Genomic DNA, 18364 nt, shown 5'->3' on the forward strand with positions numbered 1-18364 from the left:
CAGGTATTTCGTTAAACCTGCGCCATTTATATTAATTTGGTCATAAAGCGGTATACAAGCACCCGAAAATGACTAGAATATGGCTCGAATTTGAGCAATCAGTGCGTAATGCCATATAAAAACCGCAGTTAAGGAGCCCCCATGTTTTCTCGCGAAATGAATATAGCTGACTTCGATCCTGAATTAGCCAATGCAATGGCCAACGAGGTTGAGCGTCAAGAACATCACATTGAGCTAATTGCCTCTGAGAACTACTGTAGCCCACGTGTTATGGAAGCACAGGGTTCACAGCTTACTAATAAATACGCTGAAGGCTACCCAGGAAAGCGCTACTACGGTGGCTGTGAGCACGTAGACGTTGTTGAGCAACTTGCTATCGACCGTGCAAAAGAACTATTTGGTGCAGATTACGCAAACGTTCAGCCGCACGCGGGTTCTCAAGCAAACTCGGCCGTATTTATGGCGCTACTTGATGCGGGCGACACCGTACTAGGTATGAGCCTTTCTGAAGGTGGACACCTTACTCACGGTTCACACGTAAACTTCTCTGGTAAAACGTACAACGCGGTACAGTACGGTTTAGATAAAGAAACGGGCGAAATTGATTACGCACAGGTTGAAGCACTAGCGAAAGAGCACAAGCCGAAAATGATTATCGGTGGTTTCTCTGCGTATTCAGGCATTGTTGATTGGGCGAAATTCCGCGAAATCGCAGATAGCGTTGGTGCATATTTGCTTGTAGATATGGCGCACGTTGCCGGTCTTGTTGCCGCTGGTGTTTATCCAAACCCACTTCCACACGCACACGTGGTAACGACCACCACACACAAAACGCTTGCGGGCCCTCGTAGTGGTCTAATCCTTTCTTCATGTGGCGACGAAGCGATTTACAAAAAGCTTAACAGTTCGGTATTCCCTGGCAACCAAGGTGGCCCACTTTGTCATGTTATCGCGGCTAAAGCGGTAGCGTTCAAAGAAGCACTGCAGCCAGAGTTTAAAGCGTATCAGCAGCAAGTGGTTGCAAACGCAAAAGCGATGGTGTCTGTCATGCAAGAACGTGGCTACAATATCGTATCTGGCGGTACTGACAACCACCTGTTCCTTTTAGACCTAATCGACAAAGATATTACGGGTAAAGATGCTGACGCCGCACTAGGTGCAGCAAATATCACGGTAAACAAGAACTCGGTACCAAACGACCCGCGCTCACCGTTTGTAACAAGCGGTCTTCGCATTGGTAGCCCAGCGATTACGCGTCGTGGTTTTAAAGAAGAACAAGCTAAGCAAGTTGCTACGTGGATTTGCGACATCCTTGATAACATGGGCGATGAGTCTGTTATTAAGCGCGTTCAAAGCGAAGTGGTTGCCCTTTGCGCACAATTCCCTGTTTATAAGTAATTAAATAGGTTTGTGTTTTATTGCGTACTTTGGTACTAATGCTGGACTAACTAGTCTAGGTTGAGTTTGAAAGGCCTAAGTACGCAATATGTAAGGATTATTCATGTTTTGCCCGTTTTGTTCCGAACAAGAAACAAAAGTCATTGATTCTCGTTTAGTTGCAGAAGGGCAACAGGTGCGAAGACGACGCGAATGTATGGTGTGTCACGAGCGCTTTACTACATTTGAAAGTGCAGAGCTTGTGATGCCCCGCGTTATTAAACGCGATGGCTCGCGTGAACCATTCAACGAAGATAAACTTCGTGCTGGGCTACAGCGCGCGCTTGAAAAGCGCCCTGTTAGTACCGAAAAAGTAGAACAATGTATCCTTTCGCTTAAATCACAGTTGCGCGCAACCGGTGAACGAGAAGTAAGCAGCGAACTACTTGGCAACCTAATAATGAAAGCCCTCAAAGAACTCGACAAAGTCGCCTATGTTCGGTTCGCTTCAGTTTATCGTTCCTTCGAAGACATTCGTGAATTTGGAGAAGAGATTGCACGACTAGGGGATTAGGTTCGATAAACCTTAAACACTTAGGGCTACAACAGGAATCCAAGTGAACCACGATACGGTTAAAAACGATTATTATTGGATGGCAAAGGCCATTCAACTTGCCAAAAAAGGGCGCTTTACTACCTCGCCCAACCCCCGCGTTGGCTGCGTGATTGTTGACGAAGACAGTCAGTTGTTAGGCCAAGGTTATCACATCCAAGCGGGCACACCTCATGCCGAAGTACACGCACTTAGACAAGCAGCTCATGCACGTTCTGAAGGTGCCAAAGGTGCAACCGCTTACGTTACCCTAGAGCCCTGCAGTCATTTTGGGCGTACGCCGCCTTGCGCTAAAGCCCTTGTTGAAGCGCAGGTTGCGCGAGTTGTCATTGCTATGACTGACCCTAACCCGAACGTATGCGGCAACGGTATAAGTATGTTGCAAGAAGCGGGTATTGAAGTGGTGAGCGAGGTAATGGCTGCAGAAGCCGCTGCGCTTAATCCCGGTTTTATAAAGCGTATGCTAACCGGTAAACCCTTTGTTCGCGTAAAGTTGGGCATAAGTGTTGACGGAAAAATAGCCTTGCAAAACGGTGTGAGCCAATGGATTACCACTCCAGAAGCCAGACGAGATGTACAGCACTATCGCGCACAAAGCTGTGTGGTGTTAACGGGGTCGGGTACAGTGAAGGCCGACAATCCTAGCCTTTTAGTACGCGAGAAAGAGGCGCAGTTTGACGATTATCCCCTTGAACATGTTCGCCAGCCTGCTCGGGTTGTGGTAGACAGTAAAAGCACGCTTAGTCGAGACTATGCGCTCTTTAATGACGGCAATATGACCTTTACTGCTACGTCTCAGGCTCACCCAGATACGGCAAGCCAGCATTACCTTCAGCTTGATGAAAAAGACGGTAAGCTTGACTTACACGCACTAATGTTGGCATTGGGCGATAAGCAATTTAACGAAGTATGGGTAGAAGCGGGGCCAGGCCTTGCCGGTGCACTCTTGCAAGAAGGGCTGGTGGACGAGCTTATTTGTTACCAAGCGCCTAAGCTATTAGGTGATAAAGGGGTAAGTATGGTCAATTTGCCAGCGTTTACCGCTTTAAATCAATCTATTTCACTTTCACTTATTGAAAATCGTCAGGTGGGTAACGATATTAAGCTTATCTTCCGGCCCGACGTTAGCAACACCTGTCGCTAACGCGACTAAAGAGGAACTTTATGTTTACTGGAATTATTCAAGCGTTAGGCACGATTAAAAAGCTCGATAACCGTGGCAATGATATTCGTCTAACGGTGTCTTCACCTACGCTTGATATGTCTGATGTAGCGCTAGGCGACAGTATCGCTACCAACGGTGTTTGTTTAACAGTCACTGATATGGGGGCTGATTATTACTGTGCAGATGTGTCGGCAGAGACGATTAAATTAACTGGCTTTGCACATTACAGCGCTGGCTCAACGGTTAATTTAGAAAAAGCCATGCGCCCAACCGATCGCTTTGGCGGTCACATTGTGTCTGGTCACGTGGACGGCGTTGGTGAAGTTACGCAAATCATTAAACATTCAGACTATGTAGAATTCTGGGTTAAAGCGCCCGAAGCGATTGCCAAATATATTGCTCATAAAGGCAGCATTACGGTTGATGGAATCAGTCTTACCGTTAACGAGGTGAATGGCGCTGAGTTCATGCTTTGGATCATTCCCCATACGTTACAAGAAACGATAATGGGAAGCTATAAAGTAGGTACTGCAGTTAATTTAGAAGTTGATGTTATTGCGCGCTACTTAGAGCGATTAATGCTGGGCGATAAAGCCGCCGAGCCACAGAGCAAAGGCATCGATATGGCATTTCTTGCCGAGAACGGATTTTTAAGAAAATAACCCTACAAGAAGCACACAACATGGCATTTAACACTACACAAGAAATAATTGAAGATATCCGCCAAGGTAAAATGGTTATCTTAATGGATGATGAGGACCGAGAGAATGAAGGTGACCTCATTATGGCGGCAGAGCATGTGACGCCTGAAGCCATAAACTTTATGGTTACTCACGCACGGGGCTTGGTATGTTTGCCTATGACGCAAGAGCGTTGTCGTGCGCTAAATCTTCCGTTAATGGTAGATAAAAACGAAGCCCAGTTCTCTACGAACTTTACTGTTTCTATCGAGGCGGCAACGGGTGTAACCACGGGCATTTCAGCGGCAGACCGCGCCACGACAATTAAAGCTGCGGTAGCGAAAGAGGCGAAAGCCACAGACATCGTACAGCCGGGTCATATTTTTCCACTTATTGCTAAAGATGGCGGTGTATTAAACCGTGCGGGTCATACCGAAGCTGGTGTTGATTTACCCCGTTTAGCGGGTTTAGAACCGGCGGGCGTTATTGTAGAAATTCTTAATGAAGACGGCACTATGGCCCGTCGCCCAGAGTTGGAAAAGTTTGCAGCTAAACACAACCTTAAAATTGGTACTATTGCCGATCTAATTGAATACCGTAACCTAAACGAAACGACGATTCAAAAAGTGGCGCAGTGCAACATGCCGACCGAGTATGGTGACTTTGAGTTACATACCTTTAAAGACAGTATTGATAACCAGCTTCACTTTGCCCTTAAGAAAGGTGAGATAAAAGAAGATGAAGCGACGCTTGTGCGTGTACACCTTCACAATACGTTTAGTGATCTTCTCGGCTCTACCCGCGGTATTCATCGCTCGATGACATTAGCAGACGGCATGCGCAAAATCTCAGAAGAAGGTGGAGTGTTAGTGCTATTAGGTAAAGAAGAGCACATCGAAAGCCAGGTACGCCGCTTTGCAGCCGAAGATAGAGGCGAACAACCTGCTGGCGCTGATTGGCAGGGATCGTCGCGCACAATTGGCGTGGGTAGCCAAATTCTTGCATCTATGGGCGTTCACAAAATGCGTCTTCTTAGCAAGCCAATTAAATATCATGCGCTTTCAGGTTACGGCCTAGAAGTGGTCGAGTACGTGCACGACTAGTGCTTGGGTGTAGAGCACAGCGAAAGTGGAGAGGGAATGCTCGTCGCAAACACGCGGTGAATACATCCCTGTACGCTCCGCCACCGCATCCATGCGGTGGAGGGTTTGCGACCAGCATTCCCTCCCCACATTTGGCTAAGCATAAAGTGGCCGTTTACGAATAGTTGAAGTTAAAGAAACAATCGATTTAGTTTGGGCGCAGTTGTGGTATACTTCGCGCCGTTTTTTCTCGAGGAATGAAACCATGCAGGTAGTTGAAGGTAATATCAGAGCAACCGGTAAGAAGTTTGCTATCGTAGTATCACGCTTTAATAGCTTTGTAGTAGAGAGCTTACTAGAAGGTGCATTAGACACCCTAGAGCGTCACGGTGAAGTAAGTGATGACGATATCACGTTAGTACGCGTTCCTGGTGCTTACGAGTTACCTGTAGTGGCTAAAAAATTAGCCGAGAAAAAGTCATTTGACGCCATTATCGCACTAGGTGCGGTTATTCGTGGTGGCACGCCACACTTTGATTTTGTAGCAGGTGAGAGCAATAAAGGTCTTGCGCAAGTATCACTTGAATACGGTATTCCGGTTTCATTTGGCGTAATCACAACAGATTCAATTGAACAAGCAATCGAGCGTTCAGGTACTAAAGCGGGCAATAAAGGTGCAGAAGCTGCACTGGGCGCGCTTGAAATGGTTAACGTTATCGATGCTGTTGAAAAGCTTTAAGGTAAACATTAAGTGAAAGTTTCAGCTCGTCGTAAAGCCCGTGAACTCGCCTTGCAAGGCGTGTATTCATGGCAAATGAGTCACAACGATATACAGCAGGTTGAACTGGCGCTAGCCACCAGTAACGACATGCAAAAGGTAGACATGGCGTATTTTCAAGCCTTGCTGCGCGGAGTTGCGCATAACGCAAGTAAGCTTGATGCGACGATCAAACCTTATCTTGGCCGTCTGCCTGAAGAGCTAGACGCGATAGAAAAAGCGATCTTGCGCATTGCGACGCTGGAACTGACTGAGCGCATTGATGTACCTTATCGCGTAATTATTAATGAAGCGATTGAGCTCGCTAAGGCATTCGGTGCCGAAGAGAGCCATAAGTTCATTAATGGTGCACTGGATAAAGCAGTGCGCACGTTGCGCAAAGATGAGCGCGACTAACCTTACCATGGCGGCATGGATTGCCGCTGAAAGGGTTTAAAAATTACTGTGAAAGAATTTGATCTTATCGGCCGCTATTTTTCAAACTGCGGCCACAAACGCAAAGACGTTGTTATAGGTATTGGTGATGACTGTGCTGTAACAACGGTTCCTGAAAACCAACAACTCGCCGTTACTACTGATACCCTTGTTGCAGGCGTGCATTTTTTAAAAGATGCGCCAGCGAAATCTGTGGCATACAAAACAGTAGCGGTTAACTTAAGTGATTTGGCTGCAATGGGGGCGGAGCCCGCATGGATAAGCCTGTCACTGTCGCTTCCAGAAGTAGATGAAGCTTGGCTTGATGATTTTGTTGCGGGCCTTTATGAGCTTACCCAGTATTATTCCGTGCAGTTAATCGGCGGTGATACGGTAAAAGGCCCTATGGCAATGACGATTACCGCGCAAGGCTTTATACCACCGGGTTCAGAGCTGACGCGAAGCGGTGCAAAGCCGGGTGACTGGCTTTATGTTACCGGTACGTTAGGCGACGCTGGTGCTGGCTTAGATATTCTACAAAATAAGCTAAGTGTCACAGGCGAAGCAAAAGACGTGTTAATTAATCGTCATTACTTTCCAACTCCCCGAGTTGCAGTGGGTACAGCTATTCGTCGTATTGCCACATCATGTATCGATATATCTGATGGCTTGATATCAGATTTAGGTCATATTTTAAAAGCGTCTAATTGTGGCGCAAATGTTCACGTAGAGCGCTTGCCACTTTCTCGGGCGTTAACTAGCGCCGTGTCGCCTGAACAGGCTATCGAATATGCGCTATCTGCTGGAGATGATTACGAGTTGATTTTTACGGTAAGCGAAGAGCAACACGGCAGCCTGGAAACGTCTTTGGCAAGTACAAACGTAAAAGCAACGTGTATCGGGCAATTAACCGGTCACAATGGCAAACTCTCATTACTTAAAAGTAATGAGAAGTATACGCCTGTCGCTGCGGCGGGTTACGAGCATAGCTTTTAAGTACAACCGATTAATTAGACGTGAGACAAAGGAATTTACATGCAGGCTGAATTTCGCGCTAGAGTGAGTATGAAAAATCCGGTCCATTTTCTAGCGTTGGGCTTTGGTAGCGGGCTAATTCCTTTTATGCCTGGGACGTTTGGCTCTCTAGCTGCATTGCCTTTGCTTATCGCCTGTAGCCAAGTATCCATTGTTTCATTTATCGCGCTTACGCTTATATTCTCAGTTGTGGGCATTTACCTTTGCGGTAAGACGGCTGACGATATGCAGGTCCACGACCATGGCTCTATCGTGTGGGATGAAATAGCGGGCATGTTCGTCACGTTTCTATTTGTACCAATTACCGCGTCATCCCTGCTGGTTGGTTTCATTCTATTTAGGCTTTTCGATATTTTAAAGCCTTGGCCAATAGGCATTATTGATAAGCGCCTACACGGTGGTACAGGCATAATGCTAGACGATTTACTGGCTGGCGCCATGGCATGCGGTTGCCTACATTTGCTAATGGTGTTCTGGCCAGCAGCTTTAGCCTTGTTTTAATGCGTTAACATAAAGCTTAACGACTAAGACGTGTAGTAAGCAAAGAAGATATATCCGAGAATTTCTCACAAAAAGCCCGCATGTTTGCGGGCTTTTTCGTGTTTAATTGATGTGGCTCTAACGCTGTTATCCTATTAGCGATTTTGCCGCAGCAATAATACCTTCAGCATCTAAGCCGTGCTCTTTGTACATTTCCTGTTGTGTACCTTGCAGGATAAAACTATCAGGCAGACCTAACATTTTAACTGCCTTTAGTACGCCGTTTTGCTGCAAATGTTCTAGTACGGCACTACCAGCACCGCCCATAATACAGCCGTCTTCTAAGGTTATAAGTGCGCTGTGTTCGTTGGCTGCTTTTAAAACAGCGTCGCCATCTAATGGCTTGATAAAGCGCATGTCGATAACCGTAGCGTCAATAGCCTCTGCTGCTTCAAGTGCATAGGGCAATAAACAGCCGAAGTTCAAAATAGCAACGCTTTCAGATTTATCTTTCGCGGTTTCTCGACAGGTACGTGATTTACCAATCTCAAGCGCTGTCATGGCTTCATCTGGCGTAACCCCCAAGCCTGCCCCGCGAGGGTAGCGTACCGCCGCTGGCTTTTGCAGCTTATGGCCAGTGTAGAGCATTTGGCGACACTCATTTTCGTCTGAAGGTGCCATCACGACCATGTTTGGAATACAGCGAAGGAAAGCAATATCAAACGCGCCTTGGTGAGTAGGGCCATCGGCGCCAACTATGCCGGCTCTGTCTATGGCAAATAATACGGGTAAGTCTTGAATTGCCACATCGTGGATAAGCTGATCGTACGCGCGTTGCAAGAAAGATGAGTAAATCGCAACAACCGCATTCATCCCGTCTTTCGCAAGGCCGGCACCAAAGGTCACTGCATGCTGCTCGGCAATGGCGACATCGAAGTATTGTTCAGGAAAACGCTGAGAAAACTCAACCATGCCTGAACCTTCACGCATAGCAGGTGTCACCGCCATAAGCTTAGGGTCTTGTGCTGCCATATCACACAGCCACTGGCCAAAAATAGCCGAGTAGGTGGGTGCAGAAGGCTTAGACTTGGGCAGTGCATTGTCTGCCGGGTTGAATTTTGGCACTGCGTGAAATTTTATCGGGTCTTCTTCTGCAACGGCGTAGCCTTTACCTTTTTTGGTGACCACGTGTAACAGCTGCGGGCCATCGAAGTTACGCATGTTGCGAAGGGTATCTACAACAGCATTGACGTCGTGACCGTCAATAGGACCAATATAGTTAAAGCCCAGCTCTTCGAAGATAGTACCAGGCACGACCATGCCTTTAAGGTGCTCTTCTGCACGGCTGGCAAACTCTTTAATAGGCGGTACGTTACTAAGCAGTTTTTTACCGCCATCGCGAATGGAGTTGAAAAAGTTTCCTGTCAGCAAACGCGCTAGGTGGCTATTCAGTGCACCTACGTTCTCAGAGATAGACATTTCGTTGTCGTTGAGCACCACCACCATATCTTTTTTGATATCGCCTGCATGGTTAAGTGCTTCAAACGCCATACCCGCTGTCATCGCGCCATCGCCAATGACCGATACCACTTTTCTGTCTTTACCTTCCTTTTCTGCGGCTACCGCCATGCCGAGTGCAGCGCTAATCGATGTAGACGAGTGGCCAACAGCAAAGGTGTCGTATTCACTTTCCGGCGGCCACGGAAACGGATGTAAACCGTTTTTCTGGCGAATGGTACTCATGCGCTCAGCACGGCCGGTCAAAATTTTGTGTGGATAGGCTTGATGGCCCACGTCCCACAACAAACGGTCAAAGGGGGTGTTGTATACATAGTGCAGTGCGACAGTAAGCTCTACTGTGCCTAAACCTGAGGCAAAGTGCCCGCTGGTTTGACTTACGCTATTAAGTAAGTACTCACGTAACTCATCGGCGAGCTCGCGTAATTTGTCTTGAGGCAGCTGCCTCAACTTATCAGGTGTTTGCGCAAGCGCAAGCGTTGGGTAATGTTGGAGATCTAAACTCATGTACTTATTATCTTTTTCAACATGGCGCGTGGCTAATGGTCGCGTTTTACCAAAAGCTCGCTAAACGCAATTAAACTGTCTGTATTGTAGGGCAAACGCGCCAATGCTTGAAGTGCATTATCGTGAAGCATTTCTAATTCACGCTTGGCGCCTTCCATACCAAGTTTGGCCGGAAATGTATTTTTCCCTAACGCTTCGTCAGACCCTGCGGGTTTCCCTAATTTTTCGCTGCTGCCAACCACATCCAAGATGTCATCTTGAACTTGAAACGCCAACCCGATATCTGCAGCGTAAGCCATTAAATCAACTTTTGCCTCTGGCAATAAATCTTCACTTACTATAGCCACCATTTCAACACACGCGCGCAGTAAAGCCCCGGTTTTCAACTTGTGCAGCCGTTTTAATTCATCAAGAGAAATACTTTCGCCAGTACTGGCCAAATCGATGGCTTGACCGCCACACATGCCCACATAGCCGGCACTTTTAGCTAACACAGATAACAGCTGAGGGCGTTTGGCTTGAGCGTAGGTGCCCAAAGGTGCATCGGCTAATACGGTAAATGCAAGTGCTTGTAATGCATCACCTGCCAATATCGCTGTTGCTTCATCGAAGGCGATGTGACAGGTAGGCATACCGCGACGCAAGTCATCATCATCCATGGCCGGTAAGTCGTCATGAACGAGAGAATAGGCATGTACGCATTCAATGGCCATACTAATAGCCATTTGGTCCTTTTTAGGGACGTCTAGCGTATTTCCTACAACTTGCACTAGCAGCGGACGCATGCGTTTGCCACCAGCAAGCAGCGCGTGACGCATAGCGTCTTTTAGGCGCGGTGCGTAATCCGGTAGTTCATCAATCAGAGTAAGAAGAGATGCATCAGTTTGCTGTTTAACTTGCTGATGCAAAGCAGAAAAATTCATAGGTTGCCTGTAATGTAAAAATGAACAAATTAGGGTTGTTCACTTTCAGGTAGAGTGTGAAGGGTGTCTTCGCCTTGTTCATTAAGCAATATCTTTACTTTTTGTTCGGCGTTTTCAAGAGATTGTTGACCTTGACGAGAGAGGGCAATGCCTCGTTCGAACTTTTCCAGTGCTTTATTTAGCGGCAGATCACCGTTTTCCATTTCGTTAACGATGGCTTCTAACTCTGATAACGTTTCTTCGAAAGACGCGGATACTTTTTCTGTCGTCATAAAAACACTCATTTTAATGGCCAAAATACGTATACCGCGCACATTAACCGAGGGTTGCACAGGGGTCAAATGGTTTGTCTCTATATCGCCCATATCACCGGTATATCGCTTTTTTTTCATGCAGTACAAAAAGCAGCATTTAACCATTTTGTGCTATATTCCATGCTACTGCTAGGTGTCTTTTTTCTTTAGCGTGCTAACGTAACGCTAGAATAAACGCTTTAGGCATATAAACTCGATAATGAAATAGGGTTATAGAAGGTGTAGCTAGCGTATTTAACGCCACCTACACTTCATAAAAAACAAATAAATGTGATATTTTTCAATAATGTCGTTTTAGTATTTCTATCTATTGCCGATAGAATATTGTACATCAACAGCACTGACTGCGCATAAATGGGGAAGAGTGAGTGGATTTAGCAACCGTCATAGGTATGTTGGGCGCCATTGGTTTCATAGTTATGGCTATGATCTTAGGCGGCAGCTTGGGCATGTTCATCGACGTCCAGTCAATACTTATCGTATTCGGGGGGACCTTATTCGTTGTTTTGTCACAATTTACGTTAGGTCAGTTTTTTGGCGCAGGTAAAATTGCAGGCAAGGCCTTCATGTTCAAAATTGAATCGCCTGAAGAGCTTATTGAGAAAATTGTTGAAATGGCAGATGCCGCGCGAAAAGGTGGCTTCCTTGCGCTAGAAGAGGCGGAAATTTCAAACGAATTTATGCAAAAAGGCGTCGATATGCTGGTCGACGGCCATGATATTGAAGTAGTCAGAGAGACTCTCGCTAAAGATATTTCAATGACTTCCGAACGCCATGATTTTGGTGCTTCATTTTTCAAAGGCATGGGTGATATTGCACCGGCAATGGGAATGATTGGTACACTGATCGGCTTGGTAGCCATGCTCTCTAATATGGATGACCCAAAAGCAATTGGGCCCGCGATGGCGGTTGCACTACTTACCACGCTTTACGGTGCTTTCTTTGCCAATGTTATATGTTTGCCAATTGCATTTAAATTGTCAGTGCGCGCCGGCGAGGAAAAGCTAAACCAGAGCCTTGTTCTTGACGGAATAGTCGGTATCGCAGATGGTCAGAACCCTCGGGTGATAGAGGGAGTACTAAAGAATTACCTTGCGGCGAGTAAACGCGGAAGCGCAGAGGAAGAGTAATGGCTGAAGAAGAATGCCCCAAATGCCCCCCCGAGGGGCTGCCAGCTTGGATGGGAACCTTCGCTGACTTGATGTCATTGCTTATGTGCTTTTTCGTACTTCTGCTCTCATTTTCTGAAATGGACGTACTTAAGTTTAAACAGATAGCGGGCTCAATGAAGTTCGCTTTCGGCGTACAGAACAAAATTGAAGTAAAGGATATTCCCAAGGGAACAAGCGTTATTGCTATGGAATTCCGTCCGGGTAAACCTGATCCTACGCCTATTGAATCTATTCAGCAGCAAACCAATGAAATGACACAACAGATGCTAGAGTTCCAGGCCGGAAATGAGGACTCAGCGGGCGGTCGTCAGAAGCAGCGCGGCGAACAGCGGGGCGGTCAATCGCAACAAACCGCAACCCAGTCGTCCTCTTCGGCAGAACAGAGCACTGATCAGTCGCAAATGGCTGAATTGATGAAGAAAGTGGCGCAACAGTTAGAAAAACAAATTTTAGATGGCTCAGTTGAAATGGAGTCACTAGGTCAGCAGCTTACTATTCGAATTCGTGAGAACGGTTCGTTTTCAGCGGGCTCAGCTTTCTTACAGCCGCAGTTTCAGCCCGTTTTAAGAAAAATCGGTACGCTACTCGCTGATGTGCCGGGAGAAATTGAAATTTCAGGGCACAGCGATGGTCAGCATATTGCTAATGAGTTATATCGCTCAAACTGGGACCTATCTTCACAACGTGCAGTTGCCGTGGCAGAAGCCATGCGTACAGCCCCTGGCTTTGATGAAAGCCGCATGTCGGTAGTAGGAAAAGCCGATACTGCCCCTATTGTGGAAAACGCAACCACATCCGCCGACAGGGCGAAAAATCGTCGGGTTGAAATAAACATTAATCAGGGTAAGCCAATGATATCTAAACCGATATCAGTGGTGGATGAGTAGGCGTTAGTGCGTTGTGTCGTTACTCGTTATGAATAAGGGTTAAATATAAACAACAACGGCGCTGAATTCAGCGCCGCTTTATTGTTTTGCTGTACTAAACAAGCAACTGCACTAAACCCGAGCGAGTTCTTCTCTACAGTGTGGCTTAGAAATGACAAGCTGAACCGTGCTAATCGTTCTTTCTAAAAAACCGCCTTCACAGTATTTTAGATAGTAGGTCCACATACGCATAAAGCGCTCATCGTAGCCGTCGTTTAATAATTCGTCTTTGGCTGATATAAACGCCTCATACCAATGATTTAGCGTTTTCGCGTAGTCAACGCCAATGTCGTGAAGGTCGCGAATCATCATATTGGTATACTTTTTAAGATGCGCATTTAATTGATGCTGAGATGGTAAAAAACCGCCGGGGAATATGTATTTTTGAATGAAATCTACGCTGTCTGCGTAGCTATCGTAGCGTCTGTCATCAATAGTGATGGACTGAAGGAGCATCAGACCATCGTCTTTTAATAGCGATGAACACTTTTCAAAGAAGTTACCTAAGTACTGTTTACCCACGGCCTCTATCATTTCGATAGACACAAGTTTGTCGTATTTTCCTTCCAACAAACGGTAATCTCTTTTGAGCAGAGTAACCTTGTCTTCCAGCCCCTCTTTCGCAATCCAGTTCTTTGCCCAGGCATGCTGCTCCTCTGATATGGTAGTGGTGGTAACCTTACATCCATAATGCTTAGCGGCATAAACGGCAAGGCCGCCCCACCCAGTGCCGATTTCGACAAGATGGTCGTTCTCATTTAACTGCAATTTATCGCAAATGGCTTTTAGCTTATAATTTTGCGCTTCATTTAATGATGCATTTGGGTCGGGGTAAATCGCCGACGAATACATCATGGTAGGGTCTAAAAAACGGGTATATAGCTTATTGCCTAAATCGTAGTGGGCTTCAATATTTCTTTTAGCTTGGTCTGTGGTGTTTCGACGAGCAAAATGTTGAAGCTTATTAACAGGCATGGTGAGCCACTTAAATTTATTCTCCCACTCATCAAGAGTAGGCAAGTTTCTAGCAAAAATTCTTACTACTGCCGTTACGTCATCGCTGTCCCATAAGTCATCCATGTAGGCTTCGCCTGCGCCAACACTGCCCCCAAGTAAAAGACGACGGTAGGCCTTAACATCTTTGATATTTACCGTTGCCCGTAAATCGTCATTTTCTGTTCCAAACTTGGCGATATCGTCGCCATTTTCTTGAATAGTTAAGCTACCAAAAGGCAGTTGCTTTAAGCATTGTAAGAATAAGCTTCTACATGCTTTATCTACAAAAGAGACCTCTGAAGTGGTCATGAGTACAGATTCACCGAAAGACATTGTTATTGTTCCTGACTTTTTTTTGGGTGTGTATACAGCGGCGTTCGTTTAAGCAGCAATTTAAGCGCATGCCAATAAATTCCGGCCATAGTTTTTAGTGTCATACTGGGTATACGTTTAAGTGCTGTAGATAGATTCGCATTATCTAAAGTAAATTTTGTTAAGTTAATGCCAGCGCTAAATTCTTTGTCCTCTCTTACGCAGTCCATCGCAAGAGAAAGTCTCGTTGAGGGTTGGGAGATTGACCATTGGTAAGTCATGTCCATTGGGTTAAACGGGGAAACGTGGAAAGCTTTAGGGGTATCGTCCTGTGTTGCAAGATTTACCAGATAATGGTGTCGCTCGTTCCATGGCGTATTGCTTACCTCAGCTAACAAATGAGTAAACGTACCTTCTTTATTGCGCAAGTAATAGAAATTGACGGGGCTGAAATATAGCCCCCACATGCGAAGCTGTCCAAGCATGAATACGTCGCCTTCAAGGCGCGTCCCGCCATTTAGCTTACTCATCCTGTCAAGCACAGCTTGGTTTAGGGGTATTGATGGGTCGCCTAAATAGTCCTCACGCTTAAAACGCACTCTGGCTTTCTTTTTTGCTGAAAAGTGCTTAAGCGTATTTGATAAGGTTTCGAGTTCGCCGCGCTCTAGCTTTAGCCAAAACAAATAGATATCGTAGTCGAACTTGTGCTGAGTGGGCATAAAACGCTGATGGTAAACTTTACCCTTATAAATTGCGCTTTCAATCACAAGGTTTCACCAAAGCGTTCGCAAACATCAAGCGCGCTTTTTACACCGTCTTCATGAAAGCCGTTGTACCAATAAGCCCCGCAAAAATGAAGGTTATCGACACCGCAAATTTCGTTTCTTCTTTGCTGAGCCTTAACCATGCTGGCGCTGAACTGCGGGTGGGCGTATTGATAGCTCCCCAATATACTGGCGCGGTCAATTTCTGGCGTATTATTCAGTGTTACACAGTAGGTGTTTTTAGCTTCTAACCGCTGAAGAATGTTCATGTCGTAGGTCACAGATGCCGGGCGTTGCTCTTCTGTTGCATCTTCTTTTAGCCGGTAATTCCAGCTAGCCCATGCAAGCTTTCTTTTAGGAAGCTGAGAAACGTCTTTGTGCATAACGACATCGTTATCCGCGTAAGGAATACTGCCGAGTATCTCTTTATGAAGTGCTGAAGGGGCCTCAAGCATCTTTAATGCCTGATCACTGTGGCACGCGAAGACAACGTGGTCATAGCTTAAACGTTCACCGTTAGCGTCGGTGACTTCCCATGAATCTGTCATCTTTGCAACAGATACCACGGCCGATGATAATTTTATTTTCGATTTGAAGGGCGCTATCAAAGGAGGGATGTACTGGCTAGACCCACCTTTTATTGTGTACCACTGCGGGCGGTCGGTAATATTGAGCAAGCCGTGGTTATTGAAAAACTGTAAGAAAAAAGTCAGCGGAAACTTACGGGTTTGCTCCAAGCTGCTAGACCAAATAGCCGCGCACATAGGTAAAATGTAATAGCGTGCAAAGTCATCGCTAAGGCCTAATTCTTTGATAATGTCTTCAAGGGTAAGGGATGAAGTGTCGCGCTTTTCTGCAACCATGGCCTTACACGCTTTATTAAATGTAAGGATGTCTTTAACAATGCGCCAAAACTTCGGCCTCAAAATGTTGCGCCGTTGCGCAAACAAGCTGTTTAAATTATTGCCGTTGTACTCAAGGTTGGCCTTTTTGCTCATCACAGAGAAACTCATTTCTGTGGGCTGGTACGGTACATTAAGCTGTGTCATCAGCTTTATGAAATTAGGGTAGGTCCAGTCGTTAAAAACGATAAAACCCGTATCGATATTGTGTTCTTCACCCTCATCAATAATTGTTTTCGTAGCTGTATGGCCTCCAATATAGTCATTGGCTTCGTAAACGGTGATGTTATGCTGTTTATTTAAAAGGTGAGCGCAGGTAAGCCCTGAAATTCCTGTACCTATAACGGCAACTCTATTTGTCATTCTATTGTCTCTTATTGTTTTTCTCTCATCGCCAGCGATAAGCGCTTTTGTAGCGGGGTAGGCAGTACGTGCATTAGACGAAGAATAAAGCCAAACGCCCGAGGGAAGAATACCGACTGCTTATTGCTTTCTATTCCTTTAAGCATAGCTTCTGCGGCTTCTTCTGCACTAATTTTCATTGGCATTTCAAAGTCATTTTTGTCAGTTAATGGGGTTTCAACGAATCCAGGAGACACGGCCTGCACTTTAACGCCTTTCTCATGAAGGTCGACTTCAAGTGACTTGGTAAAGTAATGCAGCGCCGCTTTACTTGAACCGTATGCTTGCGTTTTAGTAAATGGAAGTAGTCTTGCCATGCTATCCACTATGACCAGCTTATCGCCTTTCTTAAACCGGGGTAACAGAGCATCTACACAATGAACCACGCCGAAAAAGTTTGGCTCGAAAACGCGGCGGAACATGTCGGGCTCGAAGCTATCGATATCAACATACTCACACGTACCTGCGTTCAGCACAGCAATATCAAACTTTACCGTTGCTAATGCGCGGCGAGCATCCTCTAGGTCGGTTACATCAAATTGACAAGCCTCGATGTTGCTGTAGCGACTCAGCTCATTTAACGTCTCTTCATTGCGACCGCACGCAATAACGCGGTAACCTTGATTAGCGGCGTGGGTGGCTAATGCTTTGCCAATGCCTGAGGTTGCTCCAGTAATAAGAATTGATTTCACGATGCCAGCTTCCCTTTAATCTTTTTAATTACAAAACCTAAGATGGGTACGTGCTCATAAACCATTTCGCCCAAGTCGTAATAATCTTTGTGATAAATGATGGTGTCGTTAACCACGCCGAGTTGGGTCGTGCCGTCTAGGGTTATATGCTTTACTGTTATTTTTAAGCGTCAGCCTCATCGTCCAGTTCACAACGTGGGTTACTTTGGACCTGCTGTCTTTTTCTTTTGAACAGACAAAAACGTCAGCGATATCAAACTTACAGCTTTGCGCTTGCGTCAACAAATTAGAAAAGTAACTTTTGACTTCGCCAATACCTTGGTGCGTAGTGATAGGATCGATGAAAACGATATCTTTTCCATAGACGCTTTCTAAGTCGTCTGGCGATATTTGACATATATCCGTGTAAATCTTACAAAAGCGGGAAATAACGTCCATACCCCTTCCTCTCGCTAAATTACTGATGAATGACCACAGGCAAATCTGTTAACAGTGTTTAGTCTTAAGTGAGATTAACTTTTAATCTAATCGCAAGTGGCTGATCTAATGTTTAATAATATTGCTAGTAAGGAATTAACTTACAGTAGTTTCCGTTGATAAGATCATGTTTTACAACCTGCCTGTGAAAATATTTCCCATTCGATCCTATTTGTACTCACTTGCGTAATGAATTTCGTGTTTTCGGATGTGATAAATATGAGTGTAGAACGTTTTCCATTGTTTCCTTTGTCCGCCCACCTTCTACCCGAAGGCAGAATGGCGCTGCGAATTTTTGAGCCGCGATATGTACGCATGGTTAAGCAGGCATGTGCCGAAAATAAAGGCTTTGTGATGTGTATGCTAAATGCAAATGGCGACAAGGATAAGAATCAGCATATCCATAAAATAGGGACGTACGCGCAGGTTGTAGACTTCGATATGCTCGATGATGGGTTGCTTGGCATAAAGGTTGCTGGTTCTCACTTAGTTGAGGTAAATAGCATCGAAGTTGAAAAAGACGGTCTTCGCACAGGAAACTGTAAAGCATTACCGCCTTGGCAGTGTGACTTAGCCCCTCAACAAATAGCGCCTATGGATGAGCGACTTAAAGAAATATTTGGAAATTACGAAGAGCTAGCAGCGCTCTATGAATCACCGAAGTTTGATTGCCCCAATTGGGTGTTAAACCGCTGGTTAGAGTTACTTCCTGTTGATGGCTCACAAAAGCAGCATTTTCTAGAACAGCGAGAGTGTACAAGTTTACTTAACTATCTCTCTGCCTTGATTGCATAGCTTAAAATGAATGAAGAGTTTCATTACAAAATCGTAATCC

General features: G+C 45.6%; 20 protein-coding genes. 12 read left to right on the top strand and 8 right to left on the bottom strand.

Annotated features, from left to right (window positions below; genetic code table 11):
* Positions 1–141: 141 nt before the first annotated feature.
* The 9 genes from glyA (at position 142) to ACX5J7_RS11850 (ending at position 7645) form a co-directional block, all read left to right on the top strand.
* A complete protein-coding gene (glyA, locus tag ACX5J7_RS11810) occupies positions 142–1398 on the top strand; it encodes a serine hydroxymethyltransferase (protein ID WP_012517537.1) in 1257 nt (418 codons plus the stop codon).
* 103 nt (positions 1399–1501) lie between these two features.
* Positions 1502–1951, top strand: coding sequence for a transcriptional regulator NrdR (gene nrdR, locus ACX5J7_RS11815; RefSeq protein ID WP_012517538.1), 450 nt, complete (start codon positions 1502–1504; stop codon positions 1949–1951).
* Positions 1952–1994: 43 nt separating this feature from the next.
* The gene (ribD, locus tag ACX5J7_RS11820) at positions 1995–3134 is read left to right on the top strand and encodes a bifunctional diaminohydroxyphosphoribosylaminopyrimidine deaminase/5-amino-6-(5-phosphoribosylamino)uracil reductase RibD (RefSeq protein WP_250245348.1); all 1140 of its coding nucleotides are present in this window, start codon (positions 1995–1997) and stop codon (positions 3132–3134) included.
* Between the two features lie 20 nt (positions 3135–3154).
* The gene (locus ACX5J7_RS11825) at positions 3155–3817 is read left to right on the top strand and encodes a riboflavin synthase (RefSeq protein ID WP_012518943.1); all 663 of its coding nucleotides are present in this window, start codon (positions 3155–3157) and stop codon (positions 3815–3817) included.
* 20 nt (positions 3818–3837) lie between these two features.
* Entirely contained in the window at positions 3838–4938 is a 1101-nt protein-coding gene (gene ribBA / locus ACX5J7_RS11830; protein ID WP_012518942.1) for a bifunctional 3,4-dihydroxy-2-butanone-4-phosphate synthase/GTP cyclohydrolase II, read from the top strand.
* Between the two features lie 244 nt (positions 4939–5182).
* On the top strand, positions 5183–5656 hold the full coding sequence (ribH, locus tag ACX5J7_RS11835; RefSeq protein WP_012518941.1) for a 6,7-dimethyl-8-ribityllumazine synthase: 474 nt from the start codon (positions 5183–5185) through the stop codon (positions 5654–5656).
* A 12-nt stretch (positions 5657–5668) separates the two neighbouring features.
* Positions 5669–6091: a transcription antitermination factor NusB gene (gene nusB / locus ACX5J7_RS11840; RefSeq protein ID WP_012518940.1), complete on the top strand. Its 423-nt coding sequence runs from the start codon at positions 5669–5671 to the stop codon at positions 6089–6091.
* A gap of 48 nt (positions 6092–6139) precedes the next feature.
* The gene (thiL, locus tag ACX5J7_RS11845) at positions 6140–7105 is read left to right on the top strand and encodes a thiamine-phosphate kinase (protein ID WP_278383089.1); all 966 of its coding nucleotides are present in this window, start codon (positions 6140–6142) and stop codon (positions 7103–7105) included.
* A 39-nt stretch (positions 7106–7144) separates the two neighbouring features.
* A complete protein-coding gene (locus ACX5J7_RS11850; RefSeq protein ID WP_020746233.1) occupies positions 7145–7645 on the top strand; it encodes a phosphatidylglycerophosphatase A family protein in 501 nt (166 codons plus the stop codon).
* Between the two features lie 126 nt (positions 7646–7771).
* Here ACX5J7_RS11850 and dxs read toward each other — a convergent pair whose 3' ends face one another.
* The 3 genes from dxs to xseB are packed head-to-tail and all read right to left on the bottom strand — an operon-like array spanning position 7772 to position 10844.
* A complete protein-coding gene (gene dxs / locus ACX5J7_RS11855) occupies positions 7772–9649 on the bottom strand; it encodes a 1-deoxy-D-xylulose-5-phosphate synthase (protein WP_485165436.1) in 1878 nt (625 codons plus the stop codon).
* A gap of 32 nt (positions 9650–9681) precedes the next feature.
* The gene (locus tag ACX5J7_RS11860) at positions 9682–10572 is read right to left on the bottom strand and encodes a farnesyl diphosphate synthase (RefSeq protein WP_498707273.1); all 891 of its coding nucleotides are present in this window, start codon (positions 10570–10572) and stop codon (positions 9682–9684) included.
* 29 nt (positions 10573–10601) lie between these two features.
* Positions 10602–10844 (bottom strand): exodeoxyribonuclease VII small subunit, encoded by a 243-nt coding sequence (gene xseB, locus ACX5J7_RS11865; RefSeq protein WP_278383111.1) that lies wholly within the window; start codon positions 10842–10844, stop codon positions 10602–10604.
* A 410-nt stretch (positions 10845–11254) separates the two neighbouring features.
* Here xseB and pomA point away from each other — a divergent pair, with 410 nt between their 5' ends.
* Positions 11255–12016 (top strand): flagellar motor protein PomA, encoded by a 762-nt coding sequence (gene pomA, locus ACX5J7_RS11870; RefSeq protein WP_012518934.1) that lies wholly within the window; start codon positions 11255–11257, stop codon positions 12014–12016.
* Positions 12016–12945: a flagellar motor protein MotB gene (locus tag ACX5J7_RS11875; RefSeq protein ID WP_012518933.1), complete on the top strand. Its 930-nt coding sequence runs from the start codon at positions 12016–12018 to the stop codon at positions 12943–12945. Before pomA ends, ACX5J7_RS11875 begins: the two co-directional genes overlap by 1 nt.
* A gap of 111 nt (positions 12946–13056) precedes the next feature.
* Here the strand turns inward: ACX5J7_RS11875 and ACX5J7_RS11880 are convergent, their stop codons facing one another.
* The 5 genes from ACX5J7_RS11880 to ACX5J7_RS11900 form a co-directional block, all read right to left on the bottom strand.
* The gene (locus ACX5J7_RS11880; RefSeq protein ID WP_012518932.1) at positions 13057–14313 is read right to left on the bottom strand and encodes an SAM-dependent methyltransferase; all 1257 of its coding nucleotides are present in this window, start codon (positions 14311–14313) and stop codon (positions 13057–13059) included.
* Between the two features lie 2 nt (positions 14314–14315).
* Positions 14316–15059, bottom strand: coding sequence for a DUF1365 domain-containing protein (locus ACX5J7_RS11885; protein WP_081365744.1), 744 nt, complete (start codon positions 15057–15059; stop codon positions 14316–14318).
* Complete coding sequence (locus tag ACX5J7_RS11890; RefSeq protein WP_012518930.1) at positions 15056–16321, bottom strand: NAD(P)/FAD-dependent oxidoreductase; 1266 nt, start codon at positions 16319–16321, stop codon at positions 15056–15058. Before ACX5J7_RS11890 ends, ACX5J7_RS11885 begins: the two co-directional genes overlap by 4 nt.
* A gap of 11 nt (positions 16322–16332) precedes the next feature.
* Positions 16333–17052: an SDR family NAD(P)-dependent oxidoreductase gene (locus ACX5J7_RS11895; RefSeq protein WP_012518929.1), complete on the bottom strand. Its 720-nt coding sequence runs from the start codon at positions 17050–17052 to the stop codon at positions 16333–16335.
* Between the two features lie 108 nt (positions 17053–17160).
* A complete protein-coding gene (locus ACX5J7_RS11900; RefSeq protein ID WP_498707274.1) occupies positions 17161–17490 on the bottom strand; it encodes a nuclear transport factor 2 family protein in 330 nt (109 codons plus the stop codon).
* 258 nt (positions 17491–17748) lie between these two features.
* Between ACX5J7_RS11900 and ACX5J7_RS11905 the strand changes: the two genes are divergently transcribed.
* The gene (locus tag ACX5J7_RS11905) at positions 17749–18324 is read left to right on the top strand and encodes an LON peptidase substrate-binding domain-containing protein (protein WP_278383103.1); all 576 of its coding nucleotides are present in this window, start codon (positions 17749–17751) and stop codon (positions 18322–18324) included.
* Positions 18325–18364 lie beyond the last annotated feature (40 nt).

It is taken from the genome of Alteromonas infernus (assembly GCF_902705815.1).

Excerpts from the sequence above, each read along its gene's own strand:
- glyA (WP_012517537.1), top strand. The coding sequence starts at position 142 with ATGTTTTCTCGCGAAATGAATATAGCTGACTTCGATCCTGAATTAGCC.
- nrdR (WP_012517538.1), top strand. The coding sequence starts at position 1,502 with ATGTTTTGCCCGTTTTGTTCCGAACAAGAAACAAAAGTCATTGATTCT.
- ACX5J7_RS11825 (WP_012518943.1), top strand. The coding sequence starts at position 3,155 with ATGTTTACTGGAATTATTCAAGCGTTAGGCACGATTAAAAAGCTCGAT.
- ribBA (WP_012518942.1), top strand. The coding sequence starts at position 3,838 with ATGGCATTTAACACTACACAAGAAATAATTGAAGATATCCGCCAAGGT.
- ribH (WP_012518941.1), top strand. The coding sequence starts at position 5,183 with ATGCAGGTAGTTGAAGGTAATATCAGAGCAACCGGTAAGAAGTTTGCT.
- ACX5J7_RS11850 (WP_020746233.1), top strand. The coding sequence starts at position 7,145 with ATGCAGGCTGAATTTCGCGCTAGAGTGAGTATGAAAAATCCGGTCCAT.
- dxs (WP_485165436.1), bottom strand. The coding sequence starts at position 9,649 with ATGAGTTTAGATCTCCAACATTACCCAACGCTTGCGCTTGCGCAAACA.
- ACX5J7_RS11860 (WP_498707273.1), bottom strand. The coding sequence starts at position 10,572 with ATGAATTTTTCTGCTTTGCATCAGCAAGTTAAACAGCAAACTGATGCA.
- xseB (WP_278383111.1), bottom strand. The coding sequence starts at position 10,844 with ATGACGACAGAAAAAGTATCCGCGTCTTTCGAAGAAACGTTATCAGAG.
- ACX5J7_RS11875 (WP_012518933.1), top strand. The coding sequence starts at position 12,016 with ATGGCTGAAGAAGAATGCCCCAAATGCCCCCCCGAGGGGCTGCCAGCT.
- ACX5J7_RS11880 (WP_012518932.1), bottom strand. The coding sequence starts at position 14,313 with ATGTCTTTCGGTGAATCTGTACTCATGACCACTTCAGAGGTCTCTTTT.
- ACX5J7_RS11890 (WP_012518930.1), bottom strand. The coding sequence starts at position 16,321 with ATGACAAATAGAGTTGCCGTTATAGGTACAGGAATTTCAGGGCTTACC.
- ACX5J7_RS11900 (WP_498707274.1), bottom strand. The coding sequence starts at position 17,490 with ATGGACGTTATTTCCCGCTTTTGTAAGATTTACACGGATATATGTCAA.
- ACX5J7_RS11905 (WP_278383103.1), top strand. The coding sequence starts at position 17,749 with ATGAGTGTAGAACGTTTTCCATTGTTTCCTTTGTCCGCCCACCTTCTA.